Below are 18,028 nucleotides of genomic sequence, written 5' to 3'. Positions count from 1 at the left end.
CCGTGCCCTGTTGCGTAACTACTCCACCGCGATCGGTTACTTCATATTTGGTTCCACCCAGCCGGTCTCCACCAGATAGGCCATCACGACATCGATGGCTTCGGGCACCGTCATGTCGGTGGTGTCCAGCGTCAGCTCGGCGTCGGCCGGCTCCTCATAGGGGTCGTCGACGCCCGTCATGCCGCGCAGCTGGCCGGCGCGGGCGCGGGCGTACAGGCCCTTGCGGTCGCGGCGCTCGCAGACCTCGAGCGGGGTCGCCACGTGCACCAGCACGAATCCGGCGCCCGCCTCGGTGGCCATCCGGCGCACCGCGGCGCGCGCGTCCTGGTAGGGCGCGATCGGGCAGGCGATGGACATGCCACGGTGCCGGGCGACCTCCGCGGCCACCCAGCCGATCCGCCGCACGTTGCGGTCCCGGTCGGCGCGGCTGAAGCCGAGCCCGGCCGACAGCTCCCGGCGCACGACGTCGCCGTCGAGGAACGTGACGGTCCGCTCGCCGTCCTCGCGCAGCGTGTCGGCGAGGCCGCGGGCGATTGTCGACTTGCCGGAGCCGGAGAAGCCGGTGAAGAAGACGACCAGGCCGCGGTGCCGCCGCGGCGGGCGCATCCGGGTCAGCTCCTTGGCGACGGCCGGCGGCGTGTGCCACTCCGGCAGCGGGAATCCGCGGTCGAGCAGATCGTCGATCTCGGCGGTGGTCATCGCCAGCCGCCGGTTGCGCGGCGGGATGTCGTCGCGCCAGCGCCACTGGCCGTCGCGGTTGTCGTAGGCCAACTCGCGGGGGACCAGCACGCGCAGGCCGGCGCCGGAGAGCATGTCCCCGGTGGACAGCACGTGGGTGACCCCGTACGCCGTCGCGACCCGGGCGCGCAGCAGCGCGTCGCGCATCTCGTCGTTGCGGGGCATCAGCGGCACCGCGACGATCGTGGCCGGCGGCATCCGGTCGCGGGCCGCGAAGATGGCGCGGACCAGCGCCTCGGGCGGCAGGCCGTCGGGCCCCGGGCCGGTCACCGGGATGATGATGAGCAGGTGCGCGGCGAGGGTGCGCGCGGCGTGCGCGATCTGCGCGAGCTGCGGGCGGTGCAGCGGCCGGTCGGCGATGACGCCGAGGACCCGGCCGGGCGGAAGCAGCGCGTGCACCTCGTCCGGGGTGCGCCGCAGGCGCTGGAACGGGCCGTGCCCGCCGTCACCCATCCGGCGTACCGCGCCGCCGATCGCGTACATGCCCGCGGTGGTCGGCCAGGCGTCGGTCACCTCGATCGCGGCGACCGGCGCGCCCTCGGGGTCGGTGAGCACCACCGTGCGGCGCAGCGGATCGTCGAGGTCGAGGCCGGTGGCGAGCTCGGCCGGTATCTCGCAGGTGACGCCGACCGGCCACGGTGTCCCGTCGGCGAGCCGGCCCCGGCGGCGCAGCGCCGTCAGGTCGGCGCGGCCGAGGAACCCGGTCAGCGGCGCATATGCGCCGGAGAGAAGTAATTCGAGGTCGGCGAGTTCGTGCCCGCGCGGCGTGTACGTCGGCGCGTCACGCAGCACGTCCTCTGGCAGCACAGAACCGTCGTTCACCTAAGACTCCCCCTGCAGCGACTTGAGGGACAGTTTCGCAGCCGGACTCCCCGCGGTCGAGCGGGGCTCGGCAGTCTGTCCGTTCCGGACCTTCGCCACGCGGGCAACCGGGCCGGGTAGTCGACAAAACGGACATTTGATCCAATACTGGGCGACCGTGAGACGTCGACCGCTCCGGGCCAGGCCCTTGCACATCATCGCCATGACGGTGATCTTCGCCCTCTCGCTGGTCGCCACCCTGTCATGGGCGTGGACCGGCGGCGTGGATCAACTCGGACTGCCGTTCGGCCCGGCAGACAATCCGGGCGCGGTGCCCGGCCGCACGCTGCCGCCGCTCGACGGCGGGCGGGTGCCGGCCGCGCCGGGCGCGTCCGCGCTGCCCGGCGCGCCGGGCGCGGTGCCCGGCGCCCCCGGCGCCTCGGGGTCCGCCGCCGTGCCGGGCGATCGCGCCTCCGCCGCGCCCGGCCCGCTGCCGTCGGGTGCCGCTCCGGCGCCGACCGCCGCCGGCGAGACGTGGTCCTCGGAGTCCGGCGCGCGGCGCTGCCGCACCGGCAGCAAGCTCGTGCCGACCTGCGGCGTGCTGTGGGGGGTCGCGCCCGGCGCCTTCACCGACGGGCGCGGCCAGCGGGCGCTGAAGCAGTTCGAGGAGAAGACCCAGCGCCACCAGGACGTCTTCCACGCGTACCACAAGGGCAACAAGCAGCTCTTCCCGACGCCGGCCGAGGCCGCGATCGCCCGCGAGCCGGGCCGCGAGCGCATCCTCTTCCTCAACTGGAAGCCGTCGGGCGCGTCCTGGGCCGCCATCGCCGCCGGCGACCGGGAGACCGACGCGTTCCTGGACCGGCTGGCCCGGCACATCAAGACGACGTTCCCCGAGCGTTTCTTCTTCACGGTGCACCACGAGGCCGAGGACAACGTCCGGGAGAAGGCCGGCTCCGGCTACCGGGCCAGGGACTACGCGGCGATGTACCGCCATGTGGTCGAGCGGCTCCGCGCCCGCGGCGCGGACAACGTGGTCACGGTGCTGGTGCACATGGCCTACGTGCCGCACACCAGCGAGAGCTGGTTCCAGAACATGTACCCCGGCGACGGCGTGGTCGACTGGATCGGCTTCGACACCTACGCCTACGGCGACCCCGGCTACGGGCACGGCGACTTCGCGGAGCTGCTGAACCGGCAGAGCTCGGCGCGCCCGAACTGGCCGGGCTTCTACAACTGGGCCACCCGCCGGCACCCGTCCAAGCCGCTGATGGTCGCCGAGTGGGGCGTCTGGACCTCGAAGCGCAACCCCGGGCACAAGGCGGAGTTCTACCGCGAGGTCGGCCGGCAGATCGCCCGGTTCCCGCGGATCCGGGCGATGGTGCACTTCGACACGCCGCGCAGCCAGAAGGGCCGCGACTCCCGGGTCGACGCGACGGCCGCGTCGCTGCAGGCGTATCGCGAGCTCGGCCGGATGCCGATCTTCCAGGTCGACGTCTCGCCCGCCCTGCCCTGAGGTGTAGGCGGTCTCAGGGGTGAGTCCGGGGTTCACCTGATCCGCAGCGGTGACAGCGCTTCCTAGGCTGTCGCTGTGAGCCTCATCGACACCCAAGGGTTGACCAAGACGTACGGCGGCAGGGTGACCGCCCTGCAGGACCTGACCGTCTCCGTCGAGCCCGGGATCATCGGACTTGTCGGCGCCAACGGCGCCGGCAAGTCGACCTTTATCAAGATCATGCTGGGTTTGATCGCGCCGACGTCCGGGCAGGTCCGGGTCTTCGGCATCGATCCCACCGTCGACCCCGACCGGGTCCGTGCCAAGGTCGGTTACATGCCGGAGCACGACGCGCTCCCGCCCGACGTCTCCGCCGCGGAGTTCGTCACCCACCTCGGCCGGATCAGCGGCCTGCCGCGTACCGCGGCCCGCGAACGCGCCTCCGAGGCGTTGCGGCATGTGGGGCTCTACGAGGAGCGCTACCGGCAGATCGGTGGCTACTCGACCGGCATGAAGCAGCGGGTGAAGCTCGCGCAGGCGCTGGTGCACGACCCCGACCTGCTGCTGCTCGACGAGCCGACCAACGGCCTCGACCCGGCCGGGCGCGACGCGATGCTGGCGCTCGTGCACCGCATCGGTACGGAGTTCGGCATCTCCGTCGTGGTCTGCTCGCACCTGCTCGGCGAGGTCGAGCGGATCTGCGACTCGCTGGTCGCCATCGAGGGCGGCCGGCTGCTGCGCGCCGACCGCATCTCGGCGATGACGGAGGCGAGCGACGTGCTCGCGGTCGAGGTCAGCGAGGGCACCGAGGAGCTGGCCGCCGCGCTGACGGCGCTGGAGCTGCCGGTGACGCGGGACGGCCGGTTGCTGCTCGTTCCGCTCGACCGGGAGGAGACCTACGACCGCATCCTGCGGGCCGTCGCCGACCTGGACCTGCCGCTGCACCGCCTGGACCAGCGACGCCACCGGGTGGCCGAGCTCTTCGCACCGAGGGAGACCGCCGATGTCTGAGTCCAGCGTCATCCACGACATCGGCTATCAGCGCTACACCGGGCCCCGGCTGGGCCGCGGCGCGGTGTTCGGCGCGATCTACGTGCACGGCGTGCGCGCGGCGTACGGCTTCGGCCGGTCTGCCAAATCCAAGATCTTCCCCTGGCTGGTCTTCGGCATCGTCACGCTGGTCGCGGTGATCATTGCGGCGGTACGGGCGCAGACCGGCACGGTGCCGCTCAACTACGTCCAGTTCGCCGACGCGATGAGCTGGCTGATCATCTTCTTCGTCGCGATCGTCGCGCCGGAGCTGGTCTCCCGGGACCTGCGCGCCGGGGTGCTGCCGCTCTACTTCAGCCGGCCGGTGCGCGCGGCGGACTACGTCGGCGCGAAGGTCGCCGCGATGGTGAGCGCGGTCTGGGTGCTGCTGGCCGGCCCGCAGCTGATCATGTTCCTCGGCGCCGCCTTCACCACCAAGGACGGCATGTCGGGCGTCTGGGGCGAGCTCGACGATCTGCTCTGGGGCTGGTCCTACAGCCTGCTCTGGGCGCTGTTGTTCACCGGGATCGGCCTGCTGGTCGCCTCGCTGACCGGCAAGCGCGCCTTCGCGGCCGGCGGCATCGTCGCCGTCTTCCTGATGACCACGCCGGTCGTCGGGGTGCTGGCGACCCTGCCGTCTCGGACCGCGCAGGAACTGGCCTTCCTGGCGAGCCCGATGACCCTGGTCAGCGGCGTCGCGCAGTGGCTGGTCCCGAACGCCAACACCGGCCTGCCCATCGGCCGCTTCGGCCCGGTCTACGCCATCGAGGCGGCCGTCCTGATCGTCACCTGCCTGCTGCTGCTACTGGCCCGCTACCGGAAGGTGGCCTCGCTGTGACCACGGTGGAACTTCAGAACGTGTCCCGCTGGTACGGCAACGTGGTGGCGGTCAACGACATCAGCATGACGCTGGAGCCGGGCGTCACCGGCCTGCTCGGCCCGAACGGTGCCGGCAAGACCACCGTGCTGCACATGATGGCGGGCTTCCTGTCGCCGTCGCGCGGCGCGGCGACCATCGACGGCGCGCCGACCTGGCGCAACCCGGAGATCTACCGCCGGCTGGGCCTGGTCGCGGAGCGCGAGGCGGTGCACGGCTTCCTCACCGCCCGCGAGTTCGTACAGGCCAGCGCCAAGATGCAGAAGCTGCCGGACCCGGCGGCCGCGACCGAGTGGGCGCTGCAGATGGTCGAGATGACCGACGCCGCGGACCGCCGCATCGAGACGTACTCCAAGGGCATGCGCCAGCGCACCCGGGTCGCCGCGGCGCTGGTGCACAACCCGCAGGTGCTGCTGCTGGACGAGCCGTTCAACGGCATGGACCCGCGGCAGCGGATGCACATGATGGACCTGCTGCACGAGCTGGGCGAGCGGGGCCACACGATCCTGTTCAGCTCGCACATCCTCGAAGAGGTCGAGCAGGTGTCGGGCACCGTCCAGGTGATCGTCGCCGGCCGGCTGGCGGCCTCCGGCGACTACCGCAAGATCCGCCGCCTGATGACGCACCGCCCGCACGTCTTCGCGCTGCAGTCCTCGGACGACCGGCGGCTGGCGGTGGCGCTGATCGGCGAGAAGTCGGTCACCGGCGTGGAGATCGACAACGTCGGCCTGACGGTCCGCGCCGGCGACTACGGCGGCTTCACCCGCGCCCTGCCGCGCATCGCCCTGGAGGAGGGCATCCGGCTGCGCAAGCTGCTGCCGTCCGACGAGTCCCTGGAGAGTGTCTTCTCCTACCTGCTGGAGGCCTGACGTGTCGACCGTTGCGTGGATCACCGCCCGCGGATTGTTCGGCCGGCGCCGGGTGCTTCTCCTGCTGCCCCTTCCGGCGCTGCTGATCGGCCTGGCCCTGCTCTGCCAGGCGTACGACGTCGACCCGGCGGAGTGGGGCGAGCCGGTGCTGGTCGGCCTCGGCCTGGCCGTGGTGCTGCCGGTGGTGTCCCTGATCGTCGGCACCGGCGTGCTCGGCTCCGAGGTGGACGACGGCACGATCGTGCACATCCTGACCAAGCCGCTGCCCCGCCGCGACATCATCCTGGCGAAGCTGGGCGTGGCGATCGTGGTGAGCGCCGTGACGGCGGCGGTGCCGCTCTTCGTGGCGGGCACCCTGGCCGGCTCGGCGCGCCTCGGCGCTTCCCTCGCGATCGCGGCGGTGGTCGGCGCCTGCGCCTACTCGGCGTTCTTCCTGCTGCTCAGCCTGCTGACCCGCCGGCCGGTGCTGCTCGGCCTGGTCTACATCCTGATCTGGGAGGGGCTGCTGAGCAGGTTCATCAGCGGCACCCGGGTGCTGTCCATCGAGCAGTACGTGATCACGATCGCGGACAAGATCGCCCCGACCGCGCTGTACGAGGCCGAGGTGTCCCTGACGGTCGCGGTCGTCATGTCCGCGATCTTCGTCCTGGGCTGCACCCTGGCCGCGGTCGACCGCCTCCGCAGCTTCAGCATGGCGGGCGAGACCAGCTGACCGGACGGCGACGGCCGGGCACCGCGAAGGGTGCCCGGCCGTCGATCGTGCGGGCGCGGATCAGCCGGTGTTGCGCATGCCGGCGGCGATGCCGTTGACCGTGGTCAGCAGGGCACGTTCCAGGGCCGTCGCGTCCGACGGCGACCGGCGGGCACCCGGCGCGCCGTCGGCGTCGTTCAGCTCGCGGTACTGCCGCAGCAGCGCCACCTGCAGGTGGTGCAGCGGCTCCAGGTAGGTGTCGCGGACGCTCAGCGTGCGCGACAGCTCCGGCTGGCTGGAGAGCAGCTCGTCGTGGCCGGTGATGGCCAGGATCTGCTCGACCGTCTTGGCGTACTCCCGCTCGATGGTGGTGAAGATGCCCTTGAGCTCGGCCGGCACCAGGGTGTCCACGTAGCGCCGGGCGATGTTCAGGTCCGTCTTCGTCAGCATCATCTCCACATTGGAGATGAACGTGCGGAAGAACTGCCAGTTCGCGAACATCTCCTTCAGGACGTCGGCGTGGCCGGCCTCGCGCACCGCGGCGAGGCCGGTGCCCACGCCGAACCAGCCCGGCACGATCTGCCGGGTCTGCGTCCAGCCGAAGACCCACGGGATCGCCCGCAGGCCGCCGAGGCCCGCGTCCGCGTTCGGGCGCTTCGCCGGGCGGGAGCCGATGTTCAGCGCGCCGAGCAGCTCGGTCGGCGTCGCCGCCCAGAAGTACGCCGGCAGGTCCGGGTTCTCCACCAGTGCCCGGTACGCGCCGAACGCGGCGCCCGACGCCGTGTCCATCGCCGCGTCCCAGCGGGCCAGCGAGGAGAGGTCGACCGACGGCGTGGTGTGCAGCAGCGTCGCCTGGAGCACGGCCGCGACGGTCAGCTCGAGGTTCTCCCGCGCCAGGATCGGCAGCGTGTACTTGTCGGAGATGACCTCGCCCTGCTCGGTGACCTTGATCGCACCGTCGAGCGTGCCGTACGGCTGCGCCAGGATCGCCTCGTGCGTCGGGCCGCCGCCGCGGCCGACGGTGCCGCCGCGGCCGTGGAACAGCCGGAGCCGGACACCGTGCCGGGCCGCCACGTCGCGCAGCGCCCGCTGGGCCTTGTGGATCGACCACTGGCTGGTGGTGATCCCGGCCTCCTTGTTGCTGTCGGAGTAGCCGAGCATGACCTCCTGCAGGTCGCCCCGGGCCTTGACGATCTCCCGGTAGGCCGGCAGGGAGAGCATCTCGTCCAGCAGGTCGCCGCCGGCGTCCAGCTCCGCCGGGGTCTCCAGCAGCGGCACGATGCCGATCCGGGCGCGGCCGGTGTGAATGTCGATCAGGCCGGACTCGCGGGCGAGCACCGCGGCGGCGAGCACGTCGTCGACGCCGAGCGTCATCGAGATGATGTACGACTCGACGACGTCCGCGCCGAACCGGTCCTGCGAGTCGCGGATCGTGTTGAACACGTCGAAGGTCTTGCGCGCCGAGTCGGTGAGCGGGGTGTCGGCGCTGGCCAGCGGTCGGCGCCCGGTCAGCTCGGTGGCGAGCAGCTTGGTGCGCTCGGTGCGGTCCAGCGACAGGTAGTCGTCCACCTCGCCGACCCGCGAGTACATCTGCGCGAGCACCTCGTGGTGCTTCTCCGCGTGCTCGCGCACGTCGAGCGTCGCCAGCCGCAGGCCGAAGGCGGAGACCGCGCGGATCGCCGACGCGACAGTGCCGACCGCGGTGAGCTGACCGGAGTTGCGGGCCAGCGAGGCGCGGATCAGCTCGAGGTCGGCGATCAGCTCTTCGCTGCCGAGGTAGTCGCGCCCCGGCACGTGCGCGGTGCCGCGGTGCAGGCGCTCGCGGGTGTTGGCGAGCTTGGCCTTGATGCAGCGGACCTTGAGCCGGTACGGCTCCTCGGCGTTGGTGCGGCGGAACCGGGGCGCGACCTCACGCAGCGCGTCGAGGTCGTTGGCGAGGCTGGCCGAGAGGTCGAGCGAGACCCCGCGCAGCCGGCGGGACACCGACAGCTCGTCGATGAGCGCGTCCATGGCCGCCTCGGTGGCCTGGATGCCGTGCTCGTGCTGGATCATCAGCACGTCCCGGGTGACGGCCGGGGTGACGAACGGGTTGCCGTCGCGGTCGCCGCCGATCCAGCTGCCGAACGTCAGCGGCCGCGCCGTCGGCGCGGTCTCCACGCCGAGCCGGCGCAGCGTCTCGGCGAGGTCGTCGAGCACCTGCGGCGCGGCGTCCGCGTACAGGTCCTTGAGGTAGTAGACCGCGTTGCGGGCCTCGTCGGTCGGGTCCGGCCGGTCCAGCCGCAGCTCGTCGGTCTGCCAGAGCAGGTCGATCAGCTCGGCGAAGCGCCGCGTCGAGGCGGTGGTGTCCGAGGCGCCGTACAGGACCGCGGCGCTCGCCTCGGCGTCCAGCGAGTCGGCGAGCTGGCGCAGCTTGGACAGGATCGAGCGCCGGGCGGCCTCGGTCGGGTGCGCGGTGAAGACCGGGCGGACGGCCAGCCGGCGCGCGGCGGCGGCGATCTCGTCGGCCGGCACGCCCTGCTCGGCGATCCGCTTGGCGGCCTGGTCCAGCCAGCCGCCGTCGCGGGCGCGGCGGCGCTGCAGGTCGCGGGCGCGGTGCACCTGCTCGGTGATGTTCGCGAGGTGGAAGTAGGTCGAGAACGCCCGGGCCAGCTTGGTGCCGGTCGTGACGTCCAGGGCGGCCAGGCGCTCGGCGGCGGCCGGTGCGTCGGCCCGGACCAGCGCCCGCACCTCCTCGACCAGGTCGAGCAGCGGCTTGCCCTCCTGCCGGGCGAGGGTCTGGCCGAGCAGGGTGCCGATGCGCCGGATATCGGCGCGCAGTGCCGCGTCGGGGCCGTCGGGGTCGAGCTGGCCGTGCTGGTCCGTCACCGGAGCGCTCCTTTTGCATCGCGTGCGGAAGGACGGCGCTGTCCCGACTCTGCCGATCGTATCGGTGAGCCGCCCAGCCTGCGTGTTTTGAGGTAAGTCTCATACGTCCTTACGTCCGCTTCACGCCTTTCGGGATTACCTGTGCGACACAAAGGTTTCGGGGAGGAAAAAGCATGACAAGCAGGACCCGAGTTCTGGTGGCCGGGGCCGTGGCCACCGCCGTCGGCCTGACCGCCGCCGGCATGGGGGTGGCGAACGCGGCCACCGATCCGCCGCCGCTCGCGTTCACCCGCGCCGCCGCCAGCGTGGTCGCCGAGCGCTACGTCTGGGGTGAGGACAGCTACCTCAACTTCGATCTGGGCGTACACGTGATCGCGGGCCAGGACCCGTTCGAGATCCGGGCGGCCCGCAAGTCCTACGCCGATCCGATCGTGGCCGAGCAGGTCGTGGTGAAGAACGGCAAGAAGAAGAACGTGGCGCTGCCCGCCGGGATGGTCACCGGCTGGGGTGGCCTGAAGGACTTCACCACGGTCACCATCAAGACCGCGGCGGGCGCCGAGGTCGCGAGCTACTCGACCGACTTCTGCCCGAACTCGTACGAGTCGGCGCGGACCCGGCGGGACGCGCCCGCCGAGACGCCGTACCCGCAGGGCTGCTCCGAGGACAACCCGTTCACGCTCGGCTCGGTCTGGGGCATCCAGGCCGGCTGGAACGCGCCGACCGCCAGCCTGCCCCGCACCGGCGACGTGCAGATGCCGGACGGCGACTACACGGCGACGGTCACGCTCAACAAGGTGTACCGGGACTACTTCAAGATCGCTGCGGACTCCGCGACGCAGACCGTCAACGTCAAGGTCGAGACGATCGACGAGGGTGAGGGCGCGCGGGCGGCCAAGGCACCCGCGTCGTTCAAGGCACGGGCCAAGGCGGCGCGGGCGGGCGACGACCCGACCGAGGCGGCCGCCGTCGCCGCGCACAGCGCGCACGCCGGCGAGGGCGACGAGTCCCGGCAGATCTCCGCGTACAAGCCGGAGTTCCGGCCGCCGGCGAAGAAGCCGAAGGCCGTCAAGGCCGCCAGCATCCCCAAGGGCCCGCGGCCCGACCTGCGCTCGCTGCCCGCCTGGGGCATCTCGCTGTCGCAGGAGGAGGACGGGAAGTCGTACGTCAACTTCGGCGCGACGGTCTGGAACGGCGGCACGTCGCCGCTGCTGGTCGACGGATTCCGGCAGACCGGCACCGAGCTGATGGACGCGTACCAGTACTTCTTCGACGCCAAGGGCAAGGAGGTCGGCTCGGTCGCCGCCGGCACCATGGAGTGGGACCCGCGCGAGGGGCACCGGCACTGGCACTTCACCGACTTCGCGCAGTACAACCTGCTCTCCAGCGACAAGAAGCAGACGGTGCGCAGCGGCAAGGAGGCGTTCTGCCTGGTGAACACCGACGCGGTCGACTACACCATCCCGAACGCCAAGTGGCGCCCGCAGAACACCGACCTCTCCAGCTCGTGCGGCCAGAACACGGCCGTCGCGGTGCGCGAGGTGCTCGACATCGGTAACGGCGACACCTACTCGCAGCAGCGGCCCGGCCAGTCGTTCGAGATCACCGACCTGCCGAACGGCACCTACTACATCGAGGTCAAGGCCAACCCGGTCAACCGCCTGACCGAGCTGAGCACGACCAACAACTCGTCGCTCCGGAAGATCGTCCTGGGCGGCACGCCGACCGAGCGCACCCTCGAGGTGCCCGCGGTCAACGGCATCGAGGGCTGACACGGCACCGGCCGGTCGCGGCACGCCGCGACCGGCCGGGTCAGGACGCCGGACGGGCGAGATCTAGGGCGTACCGGTCCCACCACTGCCCGGCCGGCGGCGCGCCGCTGCCGCAGGCGCCGTCGGACTCGCCCGGCCGCTTGACCCACAGGAACGCGTCGGCGAGCGGCACCCCGGTCCGGGTCGTCGGATCCTCGCCGAGTGCCCGCCCCGGCGGGTTGCACCAGTGCCGGTCGCCCGCGCCCTTCTGCGCGGGCCCGTTGCCGTTGCGGCTGGTGTCGACCACGAAGTGCGCGCCGCCGAGCAATGTGGACAGCCGGCTGCCGTACGCGATGTTGTCCGCGGTCGTCTCGAAGTTGGCCACGTTGAGCGAGAACCCGTACGCCCGGCCCAGGCCGGACTTGCGCATCGCGGAGACCAGCCGGGCCGGCTGGGTGATCCAGGTCGGGTTGCCCGCGTCGAGGTAGACCAGCACGCCCGGCACCGCCCGCAGCGCGTCGACCGCCTCGCCGAGCAGCGCGTACCGCTGCTCGGCATCCGCCTCGCTCAGGCAGCCCTGCACCGCCTGCGGGATCGCGTCGGGCTCGAGCACGATCAGCGCACCGTGCCCGCTCAGCGCGCCCGCCAGCGTCCGTACCCAGCCCCGGTAGTCCTCGGCGTCGGCCGCGCCGCCCGCCGAGTGGCCGGCGCAGTCCCGGCCGGGGATGTTGTAGAGGGTGAGCACCGGCAGCTGGTCGGCCGCGGCCGCGGCCGCGACCAGCGCCCGCGCCCGCTGCGCGTAGCCGGGCGCGGCGTCGGCGAACCACGTCGCGGTCGGCCGGTCGGCGATGCGCCGGATGATCCGGGCCTCGCCGGTACGCCCGGCGCGTTCCCACTCCGTGGCCTGTCGCGCGGCCGAGCCGTACGGATCGACGTACAGCCGGCGGTCCGCGAGCCGCCCACCGCCCTGCGGGACCTCGGTGACGGGCTCCCGCTGCTGCGCGGTCACCGCGGGACCGGTCACCACCGGCGAGTCCGCGCCGCGCATCGAGAGGGCCGCGATGGCGGCGATGACGAGCGCGAGGGAGAGGCCGGCGGCCAGCAGCGGCCAGCGCAGGCGTATCGAGCGGAGGTCCGGTGACATCAGCGCACCCGGACCCAGCGGCCGGTCGACGGCACGCCCTTGTCGTCGATCAGGAACAGCATGTACCAGCCGGCGGGTACCAGGCCCTTGGCCTGCGGGACGGTCACGGTGACCCCGCCGGGGGAGCGCACCAGGTCGAGGGCGACCGAGCGCTGGTCGACGTCGGTGACGTGGGTGACGGCGCCGGGCCGCAGCAGCCGGGCGGCGCGGACCCGCCCGGCGTCCGGCGTGGCGAAGTCGGCCTTCGCGCCCCGCTGCAGGGTTTCCGGCCCGGCGCCGACGGCCGGCCGCGGGCCCTTGAACAGGTACGGCGGCGAGTAGACCTCGATGCGCTGCTCGAACGTGCCGGGGTCCTGGCCGGCCCGGTCGTAGAGCGGGTCGCTGCCCAGGGTGATGACCCGGCCGTCGGGCAGCAGCAGCGCCTCGGAGTGGTAGTTGCGCCCGACCGTCGACTCGGCGGCCGTCTCGAACCGGTCCCGGGAGGGCCGGTAGATCTGCGCGTTGAACAGGTCGCTGCGGGTCTGGCCGCGGTACTCGCCGCCGCGGTAGCCGGAGGAGCCGCCGGTGGTCAGCACGGTGTCGTCGGGCAGTAGCACGGTGCTCAGGTAGCGGGCCGGCTGTGGCAGGTCCGGGCCGGGCCGGTAGGCGGGTTTCGGTTCGTCCAGGTCGGCGATCGCGGTGCGCCGGGTGGAGACCGGCGATTCGCCGATCTCGCCGCCGCCGAAGATCATCACCTTCTGGTCCTGTGCGGGTGGGAGCAGCACCGAGGAGCTGGTCTCGGTCATCCGCGCGTCGGGCAGTCCGGGTACGACCTGGAACTTGTTGTTCGTCAGGTCCCACAGCCCGGGCGTGCGGCCCTCGGTGTCGGAGCCGTAGCCGGAGTTCGAGCCGGAGAAGAAGAGCCGCCCGTTCTGCATGAGATGCAGGCCGGGGTAGGTGGGGAAGACCCGCTTGAGCTTCGGCGCGGCAACCCAGCGCTTCTGCGCCCGGACGTAGGTCTCGTTGTCGCCGGGCAGGATCCGGCCGAACTCGTCCAGCCCGGACACGGCCAGCACGTCGCCGTTCGGCATCTCGGCCAGCGTCGGGTACCAGCGGCTGCGGACCATGTCGCCGGTGCGCACGTAGCGCTCGGTCTGCGGGTCGAACTCGTACGACGTCTTGTCGCCGCCGTACTCCTGCTTCTCCCGGGTGATCTTGTCGGAGAGGCCGTAGATGTTGCGCTGGTCCAGGCCGGTCAGGCCGGCGACCGTGTACTGCGCCGGGTGGTCGACGATCGAGGCGTCGCCGGCGGCCTCGGCGTCGACCCAGACCTCGGCCGCGCCGGCGTGCGTCATCACCTTGTCGCCGTGCTTCATCGCGGTCGCCGCCGGGACGGTCACGTCGTCGCGGGTCAGGTAGGCGCGGCCGTCCTTGGCGGTCAGCCGGGTGCCCTTCGGGAAGACCCTCGGCCCGCCCGTCGGCGACTCATTCTTGATCTTCATTACCCCGGCGGCGTGCGTGATGTCCTTCTCCAGGACCTCGTACGACTTCGTCCCGCCCGCCACCAGCAGCTTGCCGTCGGGCAGGAAGGTGTGCCCGGCGCAGAACACGTCGGTCGGCGTCGGCACCTCGGCGAACGAGTCCCGGGCGGGGTCGTACAGGATCGACCGGAACGTGCCGGCCTCGAAGTTCTCGCGGTTGTTCCCGCTGCCCGCGATGATCAGCACCTTGCCGGTGCGCAGCAGCGCCGCGTGGATCGCGTTGACCCGGAAGTGGTGCGGCACCGGCAGCCGGGCCCAGTGCCCGTACCGCTGCTTGTACGCCAGCCGGTTGATGTTGAAGTCGTGCAGGGCGTCCGAGCCGAACGCCACCATCGGCTGGTTGACGAAGACGAGCAGGCCTAGGACGACGAGTCCGATCGCTCCGCTCAGCAGGCGGCGGGCCGTCGACGGGCGGGGACGGGGCTTCATGCGTACGACTCCACGGGTTCCTCGGCGGGTTTCTCGCTCGCGGGCGGCGGTACGGCCCGGCGGCGCTGGTGTTCCTGGCCGACCCAGATCGCGGGCGGCACCAGGCAGATCACGAGGTTGATGGCCGGCCAGGCCCACATCGCGCCGTGCACATGCGCGCCGATCGGCGCCGAGATCAGCAGCACGACGTAGAACGCGGCCCAGCGCAGCCCCGGCGCGAACGTCAGCAGCCGGTCCGGGCTGGCCGAGTCGCCCTTGGGCGTCACCACGAAGCCGGCGTTGCGGCGCAGCAGCGCGCCGAGGAAGGACGAGACGTACACCGGCGTGGACAGCGTCGACATGAGCATGCCGGCCAGCCCGGACGAGCCCGCGTCCTCGTGCGGGCTGGTGTTGTGCCGGCGGTTCCACACGTAGAGGCCGACCTGGAACAGCGCGGCGTCCACATAGAGCATCAGCCAGACGTGCATCGGCACCTGCACACCCTTGGCGCCCAGCACCAGATAGCAGACGGCGTTGGCGGCGCCGAGCAGCCAGGCCAGCGCGGTCAGCGGGTAGTACGACGTCAGCAACGCGTAGTGCAGGCCGCGCCGGAAGCCGAGCCGCCACATGAACTTCGCGAACGACGTGACGATGACCTCGTCGGTGCCGCGCGACCAGCGGTGCTGCTGGGTGAAGTAGTCGGTCCAGGACGAGGGGCCCTCGCCGACGGCGAGGACGTCGGGGGTGTACACGGAGCGCCAGCGTGCGCCGGTGTCGGGGTTGCGTCCACTGTGTACGACGAGGCTGGTGGCCATGTCTTCGGTGATGGAGTCCTGTAGGCCGCCGATGCCGCGGAGTGCGGAGATGCGTACGGCGTTGTTGGTGCCGACGAGCATGGAGACGCCGAGGCGGTTGCCGGCGCGCTGCAGCAGGGAGTGGAAGAGGTATTGCTGGGATTCGGCCCAGCGGGTCACGACGTTGTCGTAGTTGCCGTAGATCTGTGGTCCGACGACGAAGGCGACGTCGGGGTCGCGGAAGTAGCCGAGCAGCCGCTCGCAGAAGTTGGGTAGCGGCACGTGGTCGGGGTCGACGGAGACGAAGACGTCGTACTGGTCGCCGTTGGCGTCGACCCAGGAGTTGTAGTTGCCGTGTTTGGTCTTGGCTTTGAAGGCGCCGGCGGGGGTGTTGTACTCGGCCCGGCCTTTGCGGCTGAAGTGCAGCACGCCGATGCGTTCGCACATCTGCCGGACCTCGTCGTCGTTGCCCTCGTCGAGCAGCCAGACGTCGTAGCGGCCGGCGTGCCGGATCGCCCGGGCGGCGCGCAGGGTGCGTTCGACCATGTCGACGGGTTCCTTGCCGGGCACGATCGTGGTCAGGAACGCGACCCGCAGGGCACGGTCCGGGACCATCGGCACGGGATCGCGGGCCCAGAGCGTGGCCAGACACAGCGTCACCACGTTGACCAGCCGGAACAGCTCGATCAGCGCGGTCGCCACGATCATGACGACGGTGGCGGCGTACAGCCAGGTGTGCAGCCGCGGGTCCGGCACCTCGATCGAGGAGAGCAGCCAGGCGAAGAACGTGCTCTCGAACGCGAACGCGAAGAGCGTGATCAGCACGGTCGCGAACGGCCGGCGCCGGGCCAGCGGCCGCATCCTGACCCGCTGCGGTCCGTCGCCGGGCAGCTCGGCCGGCCCGGCCAGCACGCTGTAGCTGCTGTACTGGTACCGGCCGGGCAGCAGCACGGTCGGTGTGTTCAGGGCTCGCGCGAGCGCGGGGTCGACCGCTGCTCTGGCCGCGGCCATTCCTTCGCCGCTCATCGGCGTCCTCTCAAGCTTGGACCCGGCCATGGTGTTCTGGGCGTTCGCCCGCGGGCGAACGCCGTGCTCCGGTGTGCTCAGGCCGACATCGGCACGGCCGAGCGCACGCGCACCTCGGCCTCGGCCGCCGGTGCGCTCAGCGGGCGGCTCAACTGACGCGGACGCGCGGAGTGCTCCGCGTGCCGGGTCAGGAGCAGGCGTGCGGGGCTGTCCGCCGGCCGGGCCTTGCCGACGAATGCGCGCCGGGCGGCGGTGAAACCGGACCGGTCGCCGAACATGTCGCTGCTCATCTCCGCGAGCTCGCGGGCCTCGTACACGTCGAGGGGCACGCGCTCGCCCGCGAGCCGCTTCGCCTTGGCCGCCTGGCGGCGCCGCGCGTCCCTGGCGTCGGCCTGCCCGACGGCGAGCGCGGTCAGCCACTCGCCGTACGCCTCCGGGTGCCGGGGCCCGACCTCGTCGACCAGCCCGAGCGAGCCGGCCTGCTCGGCGCTGACCGGCAGCTTCGCGTCGATGAGCGCCTGCGCGGTGTCCGGCCCGACCCGCCGGGGCAGCGTGAAGGTGTGCAGCTCGGAGCCGTACAGGCCCATGTCGTAGTACGGGTTCAGGACCACGCCCTGGCGGGCCGCGACGATGTCGGCGCCCAGGCCGAGCATCACGCCGCCGGCGCCGGCGCTGCCCGCGTACGCGGCGATGACGACCTGCCGGGTGCAGGTGATGATCTCCCGGCACACCTCGTTCATCGCCTTGATGTTCGCCCAGGCGGCCACCGCGGGATCGCCGGCGGCGTCGATGACGTTGAGGTGGATCCCGTTGCTGAACGTGTCGGTGCCGCCGCGCAGCACCAGCACCCGGGTGTCCTGCGCCGCGGCGTGCCGGAGCGCGGCCAGCAGCCGGCGGCAGTGCCCGGTGGACATCGCGCCGTTGTAGAAGTCGAACGCCAGCCAGCCGACCGGACCGGAGCGCCGGTAGCGCACCTGCCGGTACGACGGCCCCTCGGGCTCGGTGCCCGGCGGCAGCGGCGAGTCGGCCACGCCGCGCAACCGCTTGCCGAGCAGGGTGGTCGCGGGCAGCTTGATCTGCCGGGACTGCGTGGCGTCACGCAGGTGGCCGAGCCAGACGCTGCCGTCACCGGTGCCGACCAGCACGGCACCCTGCCGCCGGCCGAGCAGCGCACCCGGGCGGGCGCCGCGGGCCAGCCCCGGGTGCGCGTCGTAGGCGAAGACGTCGAGCCCGGCCAGCGTCGTGCGCACGCCGGGCGCGCCGTCGGCGGCCCGGATCCGCCGGATGATGTGCTCGGTCGGCTGCGTCCAGTCGAAGGCGCGGTCCGCCTGCTGCATCGCGGGCCGGCTCCGGGCGCCCTGCACCTCGACGGTCAGCTCGGTCGCGGGCGACGGCCGGAACGCGGGATCCCCGGCCTTGGCGATCACCTCGAGGACGCACTCGACGGCCGCGTCGGCGACCGGTCCGTTGTAGAGGGAGGACTTGCGCGGCGCGGCGAGCGGCATCGGGAACGTGCGGGAGGCCCAGACCGGCCCGGCGTCCAGCTCCTCGACCGCCTGCAGGGCGGTGACGCCCCAGGTCGGCGCGCCGTCGGCGATGGCCCAGTCCAGCGACGACGGCCCGCGGTCGCCGACCGGGCCGGGGTGGATGATCACCGTGCGGTGGTGCTGCCAGACGGCGGCGGGCACCCGGTCCCGTAGGTACGGGCAGATGATCAATTCCGGCTGCGCGGCCTGCACACCGTCGACGATGTCCTGCGGTCCCGTGGCGAACAGGACACCGACGTCGTGGCCCGCCTCCCGCAGCGCGCACCAGACCCGCTGACTCAGACCGTTGAACGCCGAAACGAGCAGCAGAACCCGCACATTGCCTCCCCAGACAATTCCCCCATGGCGAACGGCAGCTTCCGCTACCTGTGCGATGCCATGTCGGACATGCGGTCCGATAACGGTCCGTCGTGCCGGAGTTGCCGGTAGGCGGACTAAGCTTGGGGCATACCCCCCGTCCAACTGGCGCCGGGGGT

At 72.1% G+C, this 18,028-nt stretch carries 12 protein-coding genes; 6 read left to right on the top strand and 6 right to left on the bottom strand.

Features of this window, described 5'->3' with window-relative positions; all coding sequences use genetic code 11:
• Window positions 1-36: 36 nt before the first annotated feature.
• Window positions 37-1,560, bottom strand: a complete 1,524-nt coding sequence (gene cysC / locus ACIBSW_RS33120) for an adenylyl-sulfate kinase (RefSeq protein ID WP_354726180.1) — start codon at window positions 1,558-1,560, stop codon at window positions 37-39.
• Window positions 1,561-1,717: 157 nt separating this feature from the next.
• Between cysC and ACIBSW_RS33115 the strand changes: the two genes are divergently transcribed.
• The 5 genes from ACIBSW_RS33115 (at window position 1,718) to ACIBSW_RS33095 (ending at window position 6,521) form a co-directional block, all read left to right on the top strand.
• Complete coding sequence (locus ACIBSW_RS33115; RefSeq protein ID WP_354726182.1) at window positions 1,718-3,055, top strand: glycosyl hydrolase; 1,338 nt, start codon at window positions 1,718-1,720, stop codon at window positions 3,053-3,055.
• A 75-nt stretch (window positions 3,056-3,130) separates the two neighbouring features.
• Window positions 3,131-4,045, top strand: coding sequence for an ABC transporter ATP-binding protein (locus ACIBSW_RS33110; protein ID WP_184997538.1), 915 nt, complete (start codon window positions 3,131-3,133; stop codon window positions 4,043-4,045).
• Window positions 4,038-4,901: an ABC transporter permease gene (locus ACIBSW_RS33105; protein ID WP_354726184.1), complete on the top strand. Its 864-nt coding sequence runs from the start codon at window positions 4,038-4,040 to the stop codon at window positions 4,899-4,901. Before ACIBSW_RS33110 ends, ACIBSW_RS33105 begins: the two co-directional genes overlap by 8 nt.
• A complete protein-coding gene (locus ACIBSW_RS33100) occupies window positions 4,898-5,809 on the top strand; it encodes an ABC transporter ATP-binding protein (protein ID WP_354726186.1) in 912 nt (303 codons plus the stop codon). The genes ACIBSW_RS33105 and ACIBSW_RS33100 overlap by 4 nt, the downstream gene beginning before the upstream one ends.
• A 1-nt stretch (window position 5,810) precedes the next feature.
• On the top strand, window positions 5,811-6,521 hold the full coding sequence (locus tag ACIBSW_RS33095; protein WP_354726188.1) for an ABC transporter permease: 711 nt from the start codon (window positions 5,811-5,813) through the stop codon (window positions 6,519-6,521).
• 60 nt (window positions 6,522-6,581) lie between these two features.
• Here the strand turns inward: ACIBSW_RS33095 and ppc are convergent, their stop codons facing one another.
• A complete protein-coding gene (gene ppc, locus ACIBSW_RS33090) occupies window positions 6,582-9,365 on the bottom strand; it encodes a phosphoenolpyruvate carboxylase (protein WP_354726190.1) in 2,784 nt (927 codons plus the stop codon).
• Window positions 9,366-9,538: 173 nt separating this feature from the next.
• Here ppc and ACIBSW_RS33085 point away from each other — a divergent pair, with 173 nt between their 5' ends.
• Window positions 9,539-11,134: a lysyl oxidase family protein gene (locus ACIBSW_RS33085; RefSeq protein WP_354726192.1), complete on the top strand. Its 1,596-nt coding sequence runs from the start codon at window positions 9,539-9,541 to the stop codon at window positions 11,132-11,134.
• Window positions 11,135-11,174: 40 nt separating this feature from the next.
• Here ACIBSW_RS33085 and ACIBSW_RS33080 read toward each other — a convergent pair whose 3' ends face one another.
• The 4 genes from ACIBSW_RS33080 to ACIBSW_RS33065 form a co-directional block, all read right to left on the bottom strand.
• Window positions 11,175-12,257: a glycoside hydrolase family 6 protein gene (locus ACIBSW_RS33080; protein ID WP_354730809.1), complete on the bottom strand. Its 1,083-nt coding sequence runs from the start codon at window positions 12,255-12,257 to the stop codon at window positions 11,175-11,177.
• Window positions 12,257-14,206, bottom strand: a complete 1,950-nt coding sequence (locus tag ACIBSW_RS33075) for a galactose oxidase-like domain-containing protein (protein WP_404799530.1) — start codon at window positions 14,204-14,206, stop codon at window positions 12,257-12,259. Before ACIBSW_RS33075 ends, ACIBSW_RS33080 begins: the two co-directional genes overlap by 1 nt.
• Window positions 14,203-16,005 (bottom strand): glycosyltransferase family 2 protein, encoded by a 1,803-nt coding sequence (locus ACIBSW_RS33070; protein WP_404799529.1) that lies wholly within the window; start codon window positions 16,003-16,005, stop codon window positions 14,203-14,205. Before ACIBSW_RS33070 ends, ACIBSW_RS33075 begins: the two co-directional genes overlap by 4 nt.
• Before the next feature lie 77 nt (window positions 16,006-16,082).
• Window positions 16,083-17,870, bottom strand: a complete 1,788-nt coding sequence (locus tag ACIBSW_RS33065) for a hydrogenase maturation protein (protein WP_354721098.1) — start codon at window positions 17,868-17,870, stop codon at window positions 16,083-16,085.
• Between the last annotated feature and the right edge of the window lie 158 nt (window positions 17,871-18,028).

It is taken from the genome of Actinoplanes sp. NPDC049668, from assembly GCF_044465445.1.
In the GTDB taxonomy this organism is placed as follows: Bacteria; Actinomycetota; Actinomycetes; order Mycobacteriales; family Micromonosporaceae; genus Actinoplanes.
The sequence above is the reverse complement of the archived record's forward strand: the minus strand, read 5'-3'. Positions and strand labels throughout refer to the sequence as shown.

Bases quoted from the DNA above. Each gene is read 5' to 3' on its own strand.
- ACIBSW_RS33105 (WP_354726184.1), top strand. From the start codon at position 4,038: ATGTCTGAGTCCAGCGTCATCCACGACATCGGCTATCAGCGCTACACC.
- ACIBSW_RS33085 (WP_354726192.1), top strand. From the start codon at position 9,539: ATGACAAGCAGGACCCGAGTTCTGGTGGCCGGGGCCGTGGCCACCGCC.
- ACIBSW_RS33080 (WP_354730809.1), bottom strand. From the start codon at position 12,257: ATGTCACCGGACCTCCGCTCGATACGCCTGCGCTGGCCGCTGCTGGCC.
- ACIBSW_RS33075 (WP_404799530.1), bottom strand. From the start codon at position 14,206: ATGAAGCCCCGTCCCCGCCCGTCGACGGCCCGCCGCCTGCTGAGCGGA.
- ACIBSW_RS33070 (WP_404799529.1), bottom strand. From the start codon at position 16,005: ATGAGCGGCGAAGGAATGGCCGCGGCCAGAGCAGCGGTCGACCCCGCG.